14 protein-coding genes are annotated in these 15,740 nt (G+C 72.2%); 13 read left to right on the forward strand and 1 reads right to left on the reverse strand.

The genetic code is table 11. The annotated features are described in order from the left end of the window. The first annotated feature begins 16 nt into the window (after nucleotides 1-16). The 6 genes from ACQHII_RS26780 to ACQHII_RS26805 all read left to right on the forward strand — a co-directional run bounded on the left by ACQHII_RS26780 (nucleotide 17) and on the right by ACQHII_RS26805 (nucleotide 4,128). Nucleotides 17-1,174, forward strand: a complete 1,158-nt coding sequence (locus tag ACQHII_RS26780) for a TadA family conjugal transfer-associated ATPase (RefSeq protein ID WP_427921703.1) — start codon at nucleotides 17-19, stop codon at nucleotides 1,172-1,174. A gap of 37 nt (nucleotides 1,175-1,211) precedes the next feature. After that, the gene (locus tag ACQHII_RS26785) at nucleotides 1,212-2,084 is read left to right on the forward strand and encodes a type II secretion system F family protein (RefSeq protein WP_427921704.1); all 873 of its coding nucleotides are present in this window, start codon (nucleotides 1,212-1,214) and stop codon (nucleotides 2,082-2,084) included. A 49-nt stretch (nucleotides 2,085-2,133) separates the two neighbouring features. After that, nucleotides 2,134-2,955 (forward strand): type II secretion system F family protein, encoded by an 822-nt coding sequence (locus tag ACQHII_RS26790; protein WP_427921705.1) that lies wholly within the window; start codon nucleotides 2,134-2,136, stop codon nucleotides 2,953-2,955. Between the two features lie 111 nt (nucleotides 2,956-3,066). Next, a complete protein-coding gene (locus ACQHII_RS26795) occupies nucleotides 3,067-3,303 on the forward strand; it encodes a DUF4244 domain-containing protein (RefSeq protein ID WP_427921706.1) in 237 nt (78 codons plus the stop codon). Then, entirely contained in the window at nucleotides 3,290-3,667 is a 378-nt protein-coding gene (locus ACQHII_RS26800; RefSeq protein ID WP_427921707.1) for a TadE family type IV pilus minor pilin, read from the forward strand. The genes ACQHII_RS26795 and ACQHII_RS26800 overlap by 14 nt, the downstream gene beginning before the upstream one ends. A gap of 101 nt (nucleotides 3,668-3,768) precedes the next feature. Further along, complete coding sequence (locus ACQHII_RS26805; protein ID WP_427925416.1) at nucleotides 3,769-4,128, forward strand: Rv3654c family TadE-like protein; 360 nt, start codon at nucleotides 3,769-3,771, stop codon at nucleotides 4,126-4,128. On the opposite strand, the gene ACQHII_RS26810 is transcribed toward ACQHII_RS26805, so the two are convergent. Continuing rightward, nucleotides 4,016-6,547: a DEAD/DEAH box helicase gene (locus ACQHII_RS26810; protein ID WP_427921708.1), complete on the reverse strand. Its 2,532-nt coding sequence runs from the start codon at nucleotides 6,545-6,547 to the stop codon at nucleotides 4,016-4,018. The genes ACQHII_RS26805 and ACQHII_RS26810 overlap by 113 nt on opposite strands. An 80-nt stretch (nucleotides 6,548-6,627) precedes the next feature. Between ACQHII_RS26810 and bldG the strand changes: the two genes are divergently transcribed. The 7 genes from bldG to ACQHII_RS26845 all read left to right on the forward strand — a co-directional run bounded on the left by bldG (nucleotide 6,628) and on the right by ACQHII_RS26845 (nucleotide 15,541). Next, complete coding sequence (gene bldG / locus ACQHII_RS26815; RefSeq protein WP_003975386.1) at nucleotides 6,628-6,969, forward strand: anti-sigma factor antagonist BldG; 342 nt, start codon at nucleotides 6,628-6,630, stop codon at nucleotides 6,967-6,969. A 118-nt stretch (nucleotides 6,970-7,087) separates the two neighbouring features. Beyond that, complete coding sequence (locus ACQHII_RS26820; protein WP_427921709.1) at nucleotides 7,088-7,525, forward strand: ATP-binding protein; 438 nt, start codon at nucleotides 7,088-7,090, stop codon at nucleotides 7,523-7,525. A gap of 281 nt (nucleotides 7,526-7,806) precedes the next feature. Continuing rightward, on the forward strand, nucleotides 7,807-10,212 hold the full coding sequence (locus ACQHII_RS26825; RefSeq protein ID WP_427921710.1) for a sodium-translocating pyrophosphatase: 2,406 nt from the start codon (nucleotides 7,807-7,809) through the stop codon (nucleotides 10,210-10,212). Nucleotides 10,213-10,430: 218 nt separating this feature from the next. Next, nucleotides 10,431-11,027, forward strand: a complete 597-nt coding sequence (locus ACQHII_RS26830) for a small secreted protein (RefSeq protein ID WP_427921711.1) — start codon at nucleotides 10,431-10,433, stop codon at nucleotides 11,025-11,027. A gap of 95 nt (nucleotides 11,028-11,122) precedes the next feature. After that, on the forward strand, nucleotides 11,123-12,643 hold the full coding sequence (locus ACQHII_RS26835; protein ID WP_427921712.1) for a DUF7059 domain-containing protein: 1,521 nt from the start codon (nucleotides 11,123-11,125) through the stop codon (nucleotides 12,641-12,643). Between the two features lie 244 nt (nucleotides 12,644-12,887). After that, a complete protein-coding gene (locus tag ACQHII_RS26840; RefSeq protein WP_427921713.1) occupies nucleotides 12,888-15,248 on the forward strand; it encodes a protein kinase domain-containing protein in 2,361 nt (786 codons plus the stop codon). Nucleotides 15,249-15,343: 95 nt separating this feature from the next. Next, entirely contained in the window at nucleotides 15,344-15,541 is a 198-nt protein-coding gene (locus tag ACQHII_RS26845; RefSeq protein WP_200712690.1) for a hypothetical protein, read from the forward strand. Nucleotides 15,542-15,740: the final 199 nt, after the last annotated feature.

The following is a 15,740-nucleotide window of genomic DNA, read 5'->3' on the forward strand; positions in this document are numbered from 1 at the left end:
GGCGAGCGGGCCGGGCATGCCCGTCGGGATGCTCGACGGTGTGCGGCGGTGGCTGGCGGAGAGCGGGGGTGAGCCGACGCCCGCGCGGGTGGCGCAGGCGCTGCGGGAGCAGGGTCGGGTGCTGGGGGACGCCGAAGTGCTCGGCGCGGCCGAGCAGTTGCGGTCCGAACTGGTGGGCAGCGGACCGCTGGAGTCCCTGCTCGCCGACCCCTCGGTCACCGACGTCCTCGTGTCGGCCCCGGACCGGGTGTGGGTCGACCGCGGCGGCGGCCTGGAACTGACCGCCGTCACCTTCCCGGACGCGGCGGCCGTACGACGCCTCGCGCAGCGCCTGGCCGCGGTGGCCGGACGCCGGCTGGACGATGCGCGGCCCTGGGCCGACGCCCGGCTGCCCGACGGGACCCGCCTGCACGCCGTGCTGCCCCCGGTCGCCGTCGGCTGCACCTGCCTCTCGCTCCGTGTCGTACGGCCGCGCGCGTTCACGCTCGACGAGCTGGTCGCGGCGGGCACGGTCCCGCCGGGCGGCGACCGGATCCTGCGGGCCGTGGTCGGGGCCCGGCTGTCCTTCCTGATCAGCGGCGGCACCGGAAGCGGCAAGACGACACTCCTGAGCGCGCTGCTCGGGCTGGTAGGACCGGGCGAACGGATCGTCCTCGCCGAGGACTCGGCGGAGCTGAAGCCGGACCATCCGCACGTCGTACGGCTGGAGAGCAGACCCGCCAACCAGGAGGGCGCCGGCCTCGTCACCCTCCAGGACCTGGTCCGCCAGGCCCTCCGGATGCGGCCGGACCGGCTGGTCGTAGGCGAGGTACGCGGCCCCGAGGTGGTCCATCTGCTGGCCGCGCTCAACACCGGCCACGAGGGCGGCTGCGGAACCGTGCACGCGAATGCCGCGGCCGATGTCCCCGCCCGCCTGGAGGCCCTGGGCACGGCCGCGGGCCTCGACCGGGCCGCGCTGCACAGCCAGTTGGCGGCGGCGCTGTCGGTGGTCCTGCACCTCGTAAGGGACCGGGCCGGGCGGCGACGGATCGCCGAGGTCCATGTCCTGGAGCGGGATCCCTCGGGGCTGGTGCGGACAGTACCGGCGCTGCGGTGGGGCGCGGAGGCGTTCGCGTACGAGCGGGGGTGGGAGCGGTTGCGGGAGTTGATTCGGGGTGGGGGCGAAGGGGGTTAGGGGCGTGCGGTGCCGACTACGGCGAACGGGAGTGGTGATGGACGTGGGAACGGGTGAGATGTCGGTCGGGGTGGCCGCAATGTGTGTCGCGGCCCTGGTCTGGCAGATGGGCGGGCGGCGGTCCGGGGCGCGGCGGGCGCAGTTGCTGTTCGCGGACGGCGGGACGGTGGGCGTCGGACCGCCCTGGTGGGAGCGTGCCGTCGACGAACTGCGGGGGATCCGGGGCCGGTTGCGGGCCGAGTGGTGGTCGCTGGGCGTCGGACTGGTGGTGGCGGTACTGGGGGCCTCGGTGGTTCCGGTCGTCGCGGGGGCGGTCGGAGTGCCGTTGCTACGGCGGGTGCGGCTGGCCGGGGAGGCCCGGCGGGCGCGGGAGTCGCGCGGGGACGCGGTGATCGCGCTGTGCTCGGCGCTGGCTGGGGAGGTGCGCGCGGGGCGGCAGCCGGGGGAGGCGCTGCTGCGGGCCGCGCTCGACTCCGGCGGGCTCGGGGAGGCGCAGGCCGCGGTGCTGGCGGCGGCGCGGTTCGGCGGGGACGTACCGGGTGCGCTCACCTCGGCGGCCCGACAGCCGGGCGCGGACGGCCTGTTGGGACTCGCGGCGTGCTGGCGGGTCGCCGTGGACCAGGGCGCCGGACTCGCCGCTGGACTCGACCGGCTCGAAGGGGCGTTGCGCGCGGACCGGGACCAACGCGCCGACCTGCGCGCCCAGTTGGCCGGGGCGCGGGCCACCGCCGTGATGCTCGCCGGACTGCCGGTTCTCGGGCTGCTGCTCGGCGCGGCGATGGGCGCCGATCCGCTGCGGGTGCTGCTGCACAGCGGCGCGGGGCTGGGGTGCCTGGTGGTCGGGGGGCTGCTGGAGGGCCTGGGGATGTGGTGGGCGCTGCGGATCGTGGGCGGGGTGGAGACGGCGTGAGTGGGGCAGTCGGGGCCGCTGGGTGTTGGAGTCGGAGAAGGGAGGCCGCGTGAGTGCGGAAGTTGTCCACAGGCTGGGGGTGGCCCTGGGGGCGGTGCTGGCCGCGGGGTGGTTGGCGCGGTGGCTGGACGAGCTGCGGCGGGAGCGGCGGGCTCGGCGACGACTGGCCGGGCTGCTGCCTCGGGGAGTCCGGGAGGTGCGGGAGACCCGGGAGGCCCGCGAAGTGCCGCTCGCCGGGCGGCGGTTCGAGGCTCGGAATGCCGCGCGGCGGTGGTTGCCCGTGGTGGGCGTCGTAGGTGCCGGGTGGGTGCTGGTCGGTGGGGTCGCCGGAGTCGTCGTGGGCGGGGCTGTCGCACTCGGGCTGTGGTGGTGGCGCCGGAGGCAGACGGCCGACGACACCGGCGCCGAGCGGGACGCTGCCGCCGCCGCACGCCAACTCCCGCTCGCCGCCGATCTGCTGGCCGCCTGCATCGCCGCCGGGGCCTCGCCGGTGATCGCCGCCCAGGCGGTGGGCGAGGCGCTGGCGGGACCCGTGGGAGAACGGCTGGCGCGGGCGGCGGCGGCGGTACGGCTCGGCGGCGAACCGGCCGACGCCTGGCGGAGGTTGGCCGCACTCCCGGGCGCCGGCCCGCTGGCCCGGCTGCTCGAACGGGCCGACGAGTCGGGGCTCCCCGCCGCCGGACCGGTCGCACGGCTCGCGGCGGAGGCCCGCGCCGACTGGACCCGCACCGCGACGGCACGGGCCCGGCGGGCGGCCGTCCTGATCACCGCACCGGTGGGGCTGTGCTTCCTGCCCGCGTTCATCGCGGTCGGCGTACTGCCCGTGGTGATCGGGCTCGCGAGCGGGGCGACGGGAGGGGGCGGCGGCTGATCCAAGAGTCGAGCAATCAAGCAGTCAAGCAGTCAAGCAGTCAAGCAACCAAGCAATCGAGTAACTGAGTAACCGAGTAATCGAACCGACAGAAACCTCACGGGGGTTGAGATGTACAAGGCAGTGCAGGGTGTACGGGCAGCGGCGGTACGAGTGGTTCGAGCGGTACGGGCACGGGGGCGACTCGGCGCCGTGCGCCGGGACGCCGGTATGGCCACGGCCGAATACGCGATGGGTCTGGTCGCGGCGGTGGCGTTCGCCGTGGTGCTCTACAAGGTGGTGACCAGCGGAGCGGTCAGCACGGAGCTCCAGGACATCGTGAAGCGGGCCCTCGATGCGAAGGTGTGAACGCCGGGGCGGCGACGGGGGGTTCGTGACGGCCGAGGCGGCCGTGGTCCTGCCCGTGCTGGTGATGTTCGCCATGGCGCTGGTGTGGGGGCTGCTCGTGGTGGCCGCGCAGATCCAGTGCGTGGACGCGGCACGCTCCGGCGCCCGCGCGGCGGCTCGGCAGGACCCGGCCGACGCGGTCGTCCGGGTGACCCGGGACACGGCACCGCGTGACGCGAGGATCACGGTCTCCCGGGAGGACGACCAGGTCCATGTGGTCGTGGTCGCGAAGCCTCCGATGCTCGGCGGGCTGCCCTTCGAGGTGCGGGAGGAGGCCGTGGCGGTGGCGGAGGAGACGGTCGGAGAGGGGAGGGCGGGGCCGTGAGGTGTCGTATGCCCGCGCTGGGGCGCCTGAGACTGCGTCACCCGGGCCGGGAGTCGGACCGTGGGTCCGCCACCGTCTGGAGCCTCGGGGCGATGGCCGTGATGTGTGTCGTGTTCGGCATTGTGCTCGCCCTGGGGCAGGCCGTCGTGGCCCGGCACCGCGCGGCCGGCGGTGCGGATCTCGCGGCCCTCGCGGCGGCCGACCACTGGGCGGAGGGCGGTACGGGGGCCTGCGCCCGGGCCGAGCGGGTGGCGCGGGCGCAGGGGACGCGGCTGGTGCGGTGCGCGGTCGTGGGGGAGACGTCGGACGTGACGGCGGCGGCCGGCCTGGGACCCTTCGCGGCGGAAGTCAGGGCGCGGGCGGGACCTGCGGGCCCGGTGCCGTCACCGACGCCCGCACCTCTGCCTCCGGGACCGGCGCTACCCCCTCCGGCATCGGCGCCCCCCGCAGCAACTCCGTGAGCAACCGCACAGCCCCTCGCTTGTGCAACGGCTCGTTGCCGTTGCCGCACTTGGGGGACTGGATGCAGGACGGGCAGCCAGCCTCGCACTCGCAGGAGGCGATGGCCTGACGGGTGGCGGTCAGCCAGGCGCGGGCGGTGTGGAAGGCGCGCTCGGCGAAGCCCGCGCCGCCGGGATGGCCGTCGTAGACGAAGACCGTCGGCAGCAGGGTGTCTGGGTGCAGGGGGACCGAGACGCCGCCGATGTCCCAGCGGTCGCAGGTGGCGAAGAGGGGGAGCATGCCGATCGAGGCGTGTTCGGCGGCGTGCAGGGCGCCGCCGAGGATCTCGGGGTTGATGCGGGCGGCGTCGAGCTGGTCCTCGGTGACCGTCCACCACACCGCGCGGGTGCGGAGCGTACGAGGAGGGAGGTCGAGTTTCGACTCGCCTAGGACCTCACCGGTGATGACACGTCTGCGGAGGAAGGAGACGACCTGGTTGGTGACTTCGACCGAGCCGTAGCACAACCGGCCCTGGCCCCAGGGGAGTTCGATGTCCGTCTCCAGGACGGAGATGGCTGTCGTGTCGCGGGCGACCGTCGAATAGGGAGGGTTGGCCTCCTCGACCAGGGCCACCGAGTCCTCCAGGTCCAGGGAGCGCACCAGGTAGGTGCGGCCCTGGTGGAGGTGGACCGCGCCCTCGTGGACGGTCGTGTGGGCGGCGGCCTCGTCGACCGTGCCCAGGAGGCGGCCGGTGCCGTTCTCGACGACCTGGACCGGGCTTCCGCCCCCGCCGCGGATGTCGGTGAGGTCGGCGGCCCGTTCGCGGCGCGTCCAGTGCCAGGCCTTCGCCCGGCGGCGGAGCAGCTTCGCCGCCTCCAGCTGCGGGAGCAGGTCCGGAGTGGCCGGGCCGAAGAGGTCCAAGTCGTCGTCGGTCAGCGGTAGTTCGGCCGCCGCCGCGCACAGGTGCGGGGCCAGGACGTACGGGTTGTCCGGGTCCAGGACGGTTGATTCCACCGGCTGGTCGAACAGGGCCTCCGGGTGGTGGACGAGGAAGGTGTCCAGGGGGTCGTCGCGGGCCACCAGGACGGCCAGGGCGCCCTGGCCGGAGCGTCCGGCGCGGCCCGCCTGCTGCCACAGGGAGGCGCGGGTTCCGGGGTAGCCGGCGATCAGGACGGCGTCCAACCCCGAGACGTCGATGCCGAGTTCGAGGGCGGTGGTGGCGGCGAGACCGAGCAACTCGCCGGAGTGGAGGGCGCGTTCGAGGGCTCGGCGTTCCTCGGGGAGGTAGCCGCCCCGGTAGGCGGCGACCCGTCGGGTCAGCGAGCGGTCGACCTCGGCGAGGCGTTCCTGGGCGATCAGCGCGATCAGCTCGGCGCCGCGCCGGGACCGTACGAAGGCCACCGAGCGCACGCCCTGGACGGTGAGGTCGGTCAGCAGGTCGGCGGTCTCGGCGGTGGCCGTACGGCGGACCGGGGCGCCCTTCTCGCCGTGCAGTTCGGTGAGCGGGGGCTCCCAGAGGGCGAACACCAGCTCACCGCGCGGGGAGGCGTCGTCGGCGACCTCGACCACGGGGAGGCCGGTGAGGCGGCCGGCGGCGACCGAGGGCTCGGCGGCGGTCGCGGAGGCCAGCAGGAAGACGGGGGAGGAACCGTAGCGGGCACAGAGGCGGCGCAGGCGGCGCAGTACCTGGGCGACGTGGGAGCCGAAGACGCCCCGGTAGGTGTGGCACTCGTCGATGACGACGTACTTCAGCGATTTGAGGAAGGAGGACCAGCGCGGGTGCGAGGGCAATATGCCGCGGTGGAGCATGTCCGGGTTGGTCAGGACGTAGTTGGCGTACTGGCGCACCCACTCGCGCTCCTCGAACGGAGTGTCGCCGTCGTACACGGCCGGGCGAACGGCATTGCCCAGAGGTTGTGAAAGTTCCTTCACGGAACGGAGCTGGTCGGCGGCCAGGGCTTTGGTGGGGGCCAGGTAGAGGGCGGTGGTGCCGCGGCCGTTGGGTGCCTCGGAGCCGTCGAGGAGGGTCGAGAGGACCGGTACCAGATATGCCAGCGACTTGCCCGAGGCGGTGCCTGTGGCAACGATCACTGACTCGCCGTCGAGGGCGTGCTCGGCCGCCTGTGCCTGGTGGGCCCAGGGGTGTTCGATACCGGCTTCCTGGACGGTGGCGATCACCTCCGCGCGAATCCGGTCAGGCCAGACGGCATGGCGGCCCTCACGTGGGGGCAAGTGCTCCGTATGAGTGATGCGCGAAGCCCGGCTCGGTCCGGACGCGAGCCGGTCCAGAACCGTGCCCGGCGAGAGCCCGGAGACGGGGTTCGCCGAGGGGCGATCGGATCGCTGATTCTTGGCCATCGGCACCGAGTGTGTCACTGGCGTGACGGACAATGGAGCCAAGGCGTCGTGCACGCCCTGCGGTAAGTGATTGAATGCCATCGCGGCTGGCGAACCGTCCTGGGGGCTCTGCCGAGGTGTCCCATGGGATGACCGCTCGATAGCAAGGTGCTGGAGGATCCGTGGACCTGTCCCTGTCGACCCGTACCGTCGGCGATCGTACGGTCGTCGAGGTCGGTGGAGAAATCGACGTATATACCGCGCCCAAGTTGCGCGAACAGCTGGTCGAGCTGGTGAACGACGGGAGTTTCCACCTCGTCGTCGACATGGAGGGCGTCGACTTTCTCGACTCCACCGGGCTCGGTGTGCTGGTCGGCGGCCTGAAGCGGGTGCGTGCCCACGAGGGCTCGCTGCGCCTGGTCTGCAACCAGGAGCGCATTCTGAAGATCTTCCGTATCACCGGCCTCACCAAGGTGTTCCCGATTCACACCTCGGTCGAGGAAGCGGTGGCGGCCACCGACTGACCGACCGTTCAGGGAGCGGTGAACGACCGCTCCCCGATCGGCCGTATAGACGACCGGTGGACCGGGCTTTCGGCAGCCCGGCCCTCCGACAGCACGCCCGTAGTCCCGAGGGGGATGCATGGCCACCGTTGAACTCCGCTTCAGCGCGCTGCCCGAGCACGTCAGGACCGCCCGACTGGTGGCGGCAGCGGTGGCGCGCAGGGCCGGAGTGGACGAGGCCGTACTCGACGAGGTGAGACTCGCCGTCGGCGAGGCCTGCACCCGCGCGGTCGGGCTGCACCAGAGCGGTGGGATCACCGCCCCGGTGAAGGTGCTGCTGATCGAGGAGGAGAAGCAGTTCTCCATCGAGGTCGGCGACGAGGCACCGCGCTCGGCTCCCGGCGACAAGGCGCCCGGGGCGCCGGGCGAGGATCCGGACGCGGAGACCGAGGAGGACGAGATGGGTCTCGCTGTCATCAGCGGACTCGTCGACGACGTCGAGGTCACCGCGGGGGAGCACGGCGGATCGATCCGTATGACCTGGCCGACGACACCGCCGGCCGCGACGCTCTCCTGAGCTCTGAGCCGTTCCGCCTCAATAGCATTACCCCGAAGGGCCCTACTGAGTAGGGCCCTTCGGCATGTCCGGCCCCGGGTGGCAGCCGTACAGTGATCACGTACGGCGTTATCGTGAATTCATTCACGATCAATCCACCGGCAATTTGATCAAGCGCCAATGCTTTTAGGGCATTACTATGCGAAGGCCAATTCCGTTTGCCGCGCACTGTTTTGATCAGGTTCCGGTACCTACAATCCGTCCACATCTCTTGAGCTCAGCACAGGCGTCAAGGAGGACGAATGGCGGGGCTTTCTACCCCTCAGCAGTTTGACCACCCCACAACCTTCGCAGCCGCGGTCCTGACCCACGACAACCGCATCCTCGTGATGGTGATCGGCCTCGTGGCGCTGGCAGCGCTCGTGGTCGCGGGCATCCTGGTCCGCCAGGTGCTCGCGGCCGGCGAGGGCACGGACAGCATGAAGAAGATCGCGGCAGCGGTCCAGGAAGGCGCGAACGCCTATCTGGGACGGCAGTTGCGCACGGTCGGCGTATTCGCCGTGATCGTTTTCTTCCTGCTTCTGCTGCTGCCCGCGGACGACTGGAATCAGCGTGCCGGACGATCGATCTTCTTCCTGATCGGCGCGGTGTTCTCGGCGACCACCGGCTATATCGGCATGTGGCTCGCCGTACGCAGTAATGTCCGTGTCGCCGCGGCGGCCCGGGAAGCGACCCCGGCGGAGGGTGAGCCCGAAAAGGATCTCACCGCCGTCTCGCACAAAGCCATGAAGATCGCTTTCCGTACGGGCGGCGTCGTCGGCATGTTCACGGTGGGGCTCGGTCTGCTCGGCGCCTCCTGCGTGGTGCTGGTGTACGCCGCCGACGCGCCGAAGGTGCTGGAGGGATTCGGCCTCGGTGCCGCCCTCATCGCCATGTTCATGAGGGTCGGCGGCGGCATCTTCACCAAGGCCGCCGACGTCGGCGCCGACCTGGTCGGCAAGGTCGAGCAGGGCATCCCGGAGGACGACCCGCGCAACGCCGCGACCATCGCCGACAACGTGGGCGACAACGTCGGCGACTGCGCGGGCATGGCGGCCGACCTCTTCGAGTCGTACGCCGTGACGCTGGTCGCCGCGCTGATCCTCGGCAAGGCGGCCTTCGGCGACTCAGGGCTCGCCTTCCCGCTCCTCGTGCCGGCGATCGGTGTGATCACCGCCATGATCGGCATCTTCGCGGTGGCGCCGCGCAGGTCCGACCGCAGCGGCATGTCCGCGATCAACCGGGGTTTCTTCATCTCCGCGGTGATCTCGCTCGTGCTGGTGGCGGTCGCGGTCTTCGTCTACCTGCCGTCCAAGTACGCCGACCTCGACGGCGTCACCGACGCGGCGATCAAGGTCAAGGACGGCGATCCGCGGATCCTCGCGCTCGTCGCCGTGGCCATCGGCATCGTGCTCGCCGCGCTGATCCAGCAGCTGACCGGCTACTTCACGGAGACGAACCGCCGTCCCGTGATGGACATCGGCAAGACCTCGCTCACCGGTCCGGCCACCGTCATCCTCGCGGGCATCTCGCTCGGCCTCGAATCGGCCGTCTACACCGCCCTGTTGATCGGTCTCGCCGTCTACGGCGCGTTCTTGCTCGGCGGCGCGTCGATCATGCTGGCGCTGTTCGCGGTGGCGCTGGCCGGCACCGGTCTGCTCACCACGGTCGGCGTGATCGTCGCCATGGACACCTTCGGGCCGGTCTCCGACAACGCGCAGGGCATCGCGGAGATGTCCGGCGACGTCGAGGGCGCGGGCGCGCAGGTGCTCACCAACCTGGACGCGGTGGGCAACACCACCAAGGCCATCACCAAGGGCATCGCCATCGCCACCGCCGTCCTGGCCGCGTCGGCGCTCTTCGGGTCGTACCGGGACGCGATCGTCACGGCCGCGAGCGACGTCGGCGAGAAGGTCTCCGGAGCGGGCGCGCCACTGAACCTGATGATGGACATCTCCCAGCCCAACAACCTGGTGGGCCTCATCGTGGGCGCGGCGGTCGTCTTCCTCTTCTCGGGTCTTGCGATCAACGCGGTCTCCCGGTCGGCGGGGGCCGTGGTCTACGAGGTGCGGCGGCAGTTCCGCGAGCACCCCGGGATCATGGACTACAGCGAGACGCCGGAGTACGGGCGCGTCGTCGACATCTGCACCAAGGACGCGCTGCGCGAACTGGCCACGCCGGGCCTGCTCGCCGTGCTCACGCCGATCGCGGTCGGGTTCACGCTCGGCGTCGGCGCGCTCGGCTCGTTCCTCGCGGGCGCGATCGGCACCGGCACGCTGATGGCGGTCTTCCTCGCGAACTCGGGCGGCGCCTGGGACAACGCGAAGAAACTCGTCGAGGACGGCAACCACGGCGGCAAGGGCAGCGAGGCCCACGCCGCCACGGTGATCGGCGACACGGTCGGCGACCCGTTCAAGGACACCGCCGGTCCGGCGATCAACCCGCTGCTGAAGGTGATGAACCTCGTCGCGCTGCTCATCGCGCCCGCGGTCATCAAGTTCAGCTACGGCGACGACAAGAACATCGGGGTGCGCATCACGATCGCGGTGCTCGCGTTCCTGGTCATCGCCGCCTCGGTGTACATCTCCAAGCGGCGCGGGATCGCCGTGGGGGACGAGGACGACGCCGGGCGGGTGGCCGAGAAGGCGGATCCCGCGGTGGTTTCGTAGGCGGTCCTGCGGGCCCGGTTCGGGGGGTCTTGCGAGATCCCGGTCAACAGGCGGGCGGGTGGCGCGAGTTGTGGGCGCCGCCCGCCCGTTCTGTGTGTGTTCAGTCCCTCGCCGTGAGCCTTCTCTCGCTTGGTGCAAATGGTCCCAAAAGCTTTCGTATCGGTCCTTCGGCTCGGAGGTGCGGCCTGTGCGCCGTGTATGTTCCGGGGCCGAGAGCCATGGAAGGGACCAATCCGGTGAACAAGAAGCTCGCTGCCGCACTGTCCGGCGGTGCGGTACTGGTACTGGCGCTGTCGGGATGCGGCGGCAGCGGCGACGACACGGACGCCAAGCTGGACTCCTGGGCCAAGCAGGTCTGCCTCGCCGTGCAGCCGCAGGCGAAGAAGATCGAGGCCGCCAACACGGCGATCCAGAAGGAGACCTCGGACAACAGCACCCCGGAGCAGGTCCGGCAGACCGACTCGCAGGCCTTCCAGGACATGTCCGACGCCTACAAGGCGATCGGGGCCGCCGTGAACAGCGCCGGGGCGCCGGACGTCGACAGCGGCGCGACGAAGCAGCAGAACGCCGTCAAGGAGCTCAACGACATCTCCGCGTCGTACGCCGCCCTGAAGAAGCAGGTCGACGGGCTCGACGTCAAGGACCAGGCGAAGTTCGCGGACGGCCTCAAGGGCATCGCGACCTCCCTGGACAAGCTCAGCAGCAGCGGGAACGACGCCCTGAAGACCCTCGAAGAGGGCGATGTCGGCAAGGCGATGACCAAGCAGGAGGCCTGCAAGTCGGCGTCCGCGTCCGCCTCGTCCGGGACCGCCTGATTGTTTCAGTTGCTGAAAGATGCCCCGGTACGCGTGCGTGCCGGGGCCTTCGCACGCGCGGGCACGTTGTCGGCCGGAGCGGCCACAATGGGGGCGTGAGTAACTCCACCCTGCCCACGCTGCCCGCAACCGACCGCCCGGAGGTCGCCGCCCGCCTCCGGGACGCCCTGCTCGGCGCCTCCTTCACCGCCGACGGACTGCTCGACCTGCTCGGCGCCCCCGCGTACGCGGCGCTGGCCCGCAGCGAGACCGTGCCGGCCCTCCGCGCGACCCGCGACGACACCCCGCTGGAGACCCTGGTCCGCCTGTTCCTGCTCCAGCAGCCCGTCCCGCACGCGCGCGTGGCGGACGTCCTGCCCGTCGCCGCGTGCGTGGAGAGCGGCTGGCTGGCGTCCGTGGGCGGCGACGAGGTCGCCGCGACCGTGGACGTACGGCCCTACGGCGGGCCCGGCGGCGAGGACTGGTTCATCGTGTCCGACCTCGGATGCGCGGTCGGCGGGGCCGGCGGCATCGGCAGCCGGGAGGAAGGCGTCGTCCTGGGGGTGGGCGGCGCGTCCACGACCCTCGCGGGCATCACCGTACGGACGCCGGTGGCCGCCGCGCTCGACCTCGGCACCGGTTCCGGCATCCAGGCGCTGCACGCGGCACAGCACGCCACGCGCGTGACGGCCACCGACGTCAACCCGCGCGCCCTGCACATCACCGCGCTCACCCTGGCGCTCTCCGGCGCCCCGGCGGCCGATCTGCGCGAGGGCTCCCTCTTCGACCCGGTCCGCGACGACGAGACGTACGACCTGATCGTCTCGAACCCGCCCTTCGTGATCTCGCCCGGTGCCAGGCTCACCTACCGCGACGGCGGGATGGGCGGGGACGATCTGTGCCGGTCGCTCGTTCAGCAGGCGGGGGACCGGCTGCGTGAAGGCGGATTCGCGCAGTTCCTCGCCAACTGGCAGCACGTGGAGGGGGAGGACTGGCAGGACCGGCTCAGGTCGTGGGTGCCGCGCGGCTGCGACGCCTGGATCGTGCAGCGCGAGGTCCAGGACGTCACGCAGTACGCCGAGTTGTGGCTCAGGGACGCGGGCGACCACCGGGGCGACCCGGCCGCGTACGAGGCGCTCTACGACGCGTGGCTGGACGAGTTCGAGGCGCGCAAGGTCAAGGGCGTGGGCTTCGGCTGGATCACACTGCGCAGGACGGGAGCTGACGCACCCTCGATCACCGTCGAGGAGTGGCCGCACTCGATCGAGCAGCCGCTCGGCGACACCGTGCGCGCGCACTTCGAGCGCGTCGACCGGCTGCGCGCCCTCGACGACGCGGCCCTGCTCGCCGCCCACTTCAGGCTCGCCGACGAGGTCATCCAGGAACAGGTCGGCCTGCCCGGCGCGGAGGACCCCGAGCACGTCGTGCTGCGCCAGCACCGCGGCATGCGCCGGGCGACCAAGGTGGACACGGTCGGCGCGGGCTTCGCCGGCGTCTGCGACGGCAGCCTGAGCGCGGGCCGCATCCTGGACGCGATCGCCCAACTCGTGGGCGAGGACCCGGTCCTGCTCCGCGACCGGACGCCCGCGCAGATCCGGCTGTTGGTGGAGCAGGGCTTCCTGGAGCCCGTCGACTGACCGCCCGCGGCGGCCGGTTCGCCGATCGTCCCGCCTCGCGTCCCGCCGATTCCCCGCCCCGCGCCGCGCCCGCGCCCGTCACGTCTGAGGCCTGTCGGCACCACTGGGCCGCCTGTGTTCCCGTCCGGCGAGATTGGTGGGATTGGTACGGAAAGGCCCTCTTGTCAGTGGCGGGTGCGAGGCTACCTTCGGAGACAGGTTCCACGCGTCCTCGGGGGAGGCGCGCCGTCTCGGGGGAGGCGTGATGGCCGGGGATACGCCGGAGCAGGGTGAGGGCAGGATCGTCAACGGGCGCTACCGGCTGCTGCGCACGCTCGGCGCGGGTGGCATGGGCCGCGTATGGCTCGCGTACGACGAGGAGTTGGCGTGCGAGGTCGCTATCAAGGAGATCTCGCTGCCGGACGTCCCCAGGGACGCGAGCGAGCCCGCGCACCGCATCGCGCGGGCCCGCAGCGAGGCCCGGCACGCCGCCCGGCTGCGCGGCCACCCGCACGTGGCGACGGTGCACGACGTGGTGATCCACGAAGGCCTGCCCTGGATCGTCATGGAGTACGTCCCCGACGGCGTCGACCTCCAGGCGGTCCTCCGGCGCTCCGGCCCGCTGCCGCCCGCGCAGGTCGCCCGCATCGGCCTCGCCGTCCTCGACGCGCTCACCGCCGGACACCGCATCGGCATCCTGCACCGGGATGTGAAACCGGCCAACATCCTTCTGGCGCCGAACGCTTCGGGCGATCCCTACGCGCGCGTGCTGCTCACCGACTACGGCATCGCGCTCCAGCCCGAGTCCCGCGAACCCCGCCTCACCGCCACCGCCGGCATCCTCGGCACACCCGGCTACCTCGCCCCCGAGCGGGCCCGCGGCGAGCCGCCCACCCCGGCCGCCGACCTGTTCTCCCTGGGCGCCACGCTGTACGCCGCCGTCGAGGGCCGCGGCCCCTTCGACCGCCACGGCGACTACGCGACCCTCACGGCCCTGCTCGGCGAGGAACCCACACCCGCCGTCCGCGCGGGCGAACTGGAGCCCGTGCTCCAGGGGTTGCTGGTCAAGGACCCGGTCCTGAGGTCGACACCGGAGACGGCGGCACACGGCCTGGAGCGGGTCGCGCTGTCGGCCGGCCCGATCCCGGGGCACACACCGGTGCCGGAAGGCTTCGGCCCGGCCCCTGTGGGCTGGTCCACCCCCGAACGGCCGCCGGGCAACGCCGACTTCGGGTCGCCGGGACAGGTCCCTCCCGGACCTCAGGGCCAGGTCCAGGGCGGACCACCCGGATACGCCGTGGGCGGCGGTCCCTACGGCCCCGGAACGCCGAGTGGCCCCGGAGCCACCTACCAGAGCCCCGCGCCGTACGGTGACCGGCCCGCGGCCGCCCTCGGGGGCTACACGCCCGGGGGCCGGCCCACTCCGGGCACCCCGAACACCCCGGGCGTCCCGCAGACCCCCGGAGCACCGCCCACCCCCAACACGCCGAACACCCCGGGCGGCCCCGCCTCGCCGTACGCCCCGCAGGGGCAGGCCGGTTCGGGCGGGGCGTACGGCCAGTGGAATCCGTACGCGAACAGCCCCACGATGTCCTACCAGGGGGCCTATCCGGGTGCCCGGCAGGAGCCCTACCAGGGCGGCGCGGTCCCGCCGCCGTACGCGGGCGGTCAGGGCCCGACATACCCCGGCGGCCCGGGGGTTGGCGGCGGCGGGCCACCCGGCGGGGGCCGGCGTCGGAAGCCGGTCGCGGCGGTCGTCGCCCTCGTGGTGGCCGTCGCGCTGGTGATCGCCGGCGGCGTGTGGGCGGTGACCACGCTGACCGGCGGCAAGGACACGGCGGCGACGAAGAAGGCGTCCCCGTCCGCGTCGTCCTCCGTGTCGGTGTCGCCGACGGGCTCCGAGTATCCGTACGGCCAGGAGGTCGGGCTCAAGAAGGCGCTGCAGACCGGCGATTGCGTGCACGCGGTGTGGACCGGGACGGCGTTCCGGTCGCGGCCCAACCTCGGGGTCGTGAGCTGCGCGCACGACGTTCCGGACGGCCAGGTGATGGCGGTCGACACGGCGAGCGACTTCGCCGACGCCCGCGACCACGGGGCCGAGCGGTGCGCCGGCAAGGCCAAGGCGGCGGCCGACTCCCTCGCCGACGCGGACGTCTACGCCCTGACGCCGACACAGGCGGGCTTCGGGGCGGCCGGGGGCGGTACGGCGTGTCTCGTACTCGGCCGTCATGTGCCGATAGGCGGCGAGATAGGGCGCTTCCGGGACACCGGGTCGAACGTGTGGACCACCGAGATGAGCGTCGGCGACTGCTGGCTGTACGTCGACCACAAGACGTACTTCACCGCGACCCTGGCCGACTGCGCCGACGAGCACACCGACCAGGTGATCGGTTTCGCGACGGCTCCGAAGACGATGACGTTCGAGGAGGCACTGCAACAGGGGAACAAGCTGTGCGGCAACAAGTTCGAGTCGACCTGGGCGCCCGGAAGCGACCGCTCCGTCTACGGGTATCTGTCCGACGAGAACAACTTCAAGGCGGGATTCAACTCGGTCGTGTGCACGGTGGGCCAGGCGGACCACTCCAGGACGACCGGGGCGATATCGTCCTCGGGCACGGCCGCCTGAGGGGCGTGCGCCGCGAATTCACCGGGGGTTGGCCCGCCCGTCGCCCACGGCTGCCAGCCTCCCGGACCGGGGTACCGGGTCGGGAGGGGACACGTATGGAGAGCGGGCCGGCGATCTTCGCGGGGTTGGTGTTCGCCCTGTTCGGAGGCGCGCTGCTGCTGTGGACCGCGGTGAGGGTGCGGCACCGTGAACCCGTCGCCCAGGGTGTGAACCCGGTCGCATCGGCGACCCTCGCGGGCGTCGTCGCACTCGCCGCGCTCCTCCTCGGAACCTGGTGCTTCCTGCACGTCTGAGCACCGCGGCCGGGCCGGCGTACGGGTATCCGGGGGATCACCCTCCGGATCGCCCCGAAAAGGCCGGTGGGGACTCCGGGCGGCAGGAATGGCGGTAGTCGGGTTACCGTTCGAGTGGCCGTTGCGGGCTTTTCCCGTTTGACACGGGGGCGGGATGTACCGTCACACTCCGCAGCGTCACCATGACCCGACCCCGGGA

The sequence above is a fragment of the Streptomyces sp. cg40 genome (genome assembly GCF_050320165.1).
In the GTDB taxonomy this organism is placed as follows: Bacteria; Actinomycetota; Actinomycetes; order Streptomycetales; family Streptomycetaceae; genus Streptomyces; species Streptomyces hokutonensis.

What these genes read in the sequence shown, in the direction of transcription:
- ACQHII_RS26820 (WP_427921709.1), top strand. Translation starts at nt 7,088, where the DNA reads ATGGCCACCGTTGAACTCCGCTTCAGCGCGCTGCCCGAGCACGTCAGG.
- ACQHII_RS26800 (WP_427921707.1), top strand. Translation starts at nt 3,290, where the DNA reads ATGCGAAGGTGTGAACGCCGGGGCGGCGACGGGGGGTTCGTGACGGCC.
- ACQHII_RS26830 (WP_427921711.1), top strand. Translation starts at nt 10,431, where the DNA reads ATGGAAGGGACCAATCCGGTGAACAAGAAGCTCGCTGCCGCACTGTCC.
- ACQHII_RS26840 (WP_427921713.1), top strand. Translation starts at nt 12,888, where the DNA reads ATGGCCGGGGATACGCCGGAGCAGGGTGAGGGCAGGATCGTCAACGGG.
- ACQHII_RS26810 (WP_427921708.1), bottom strand. Translation starts at nt 6,547, where the DNA reads ATGGCATTCAATCACTTACCGCAGGGCGTGCACGACGCCTTGGCTCCA.
- ACQHII_RS26780 (WP_427921703.1), top strand. Translation starts at nt 17, where the DNA reads ATGCCCGTCGGGATGCTCGACGGTGTGCGGCGGTGGCTGGCGGAGAGC.
- ACQHII_RS26795 (WP_427921706.1), top strand. Translation starts at nt 3,067, where the DNA reads ATGTACAAGGCAGTGCAGGGTGTACGGGCAGCGGCGGTACGAGTGGTT.
- ACQHII_RS26785 (WP_427921704.1), top strand. Translation starts at nt 1,212, where the DNA reads ATGGACGTGGGAACGGGTGAGATGTCGGTCGGGGTGGCCGCAATGTGT.
- ACQHII_RS26845 (WP_200712690.1), top strand. Translation starts at nt 15,344, where the DNA reads ATGGAGAGCGGGCCGGCGATCTTCGCGGGGTTGGTGTTCGCCCTGTTC.
- ACQHII_RS26825 (WP_427921710.1), top strand. Translation starts at nt 7,807, where the DNA reads ATGGCGGGGCTTTCTACCCCTCAGCAGTTTGACCACCCCACAACCTTC.
- ACQHII_RS26805 (WP_427925416.1), top strand. Translation starts at nt 3,769, where the DNA reads ATGTGTGTCGTGTTCGGCATTGTGCTCGCCCTGGGGCAGGCCGTCGTG.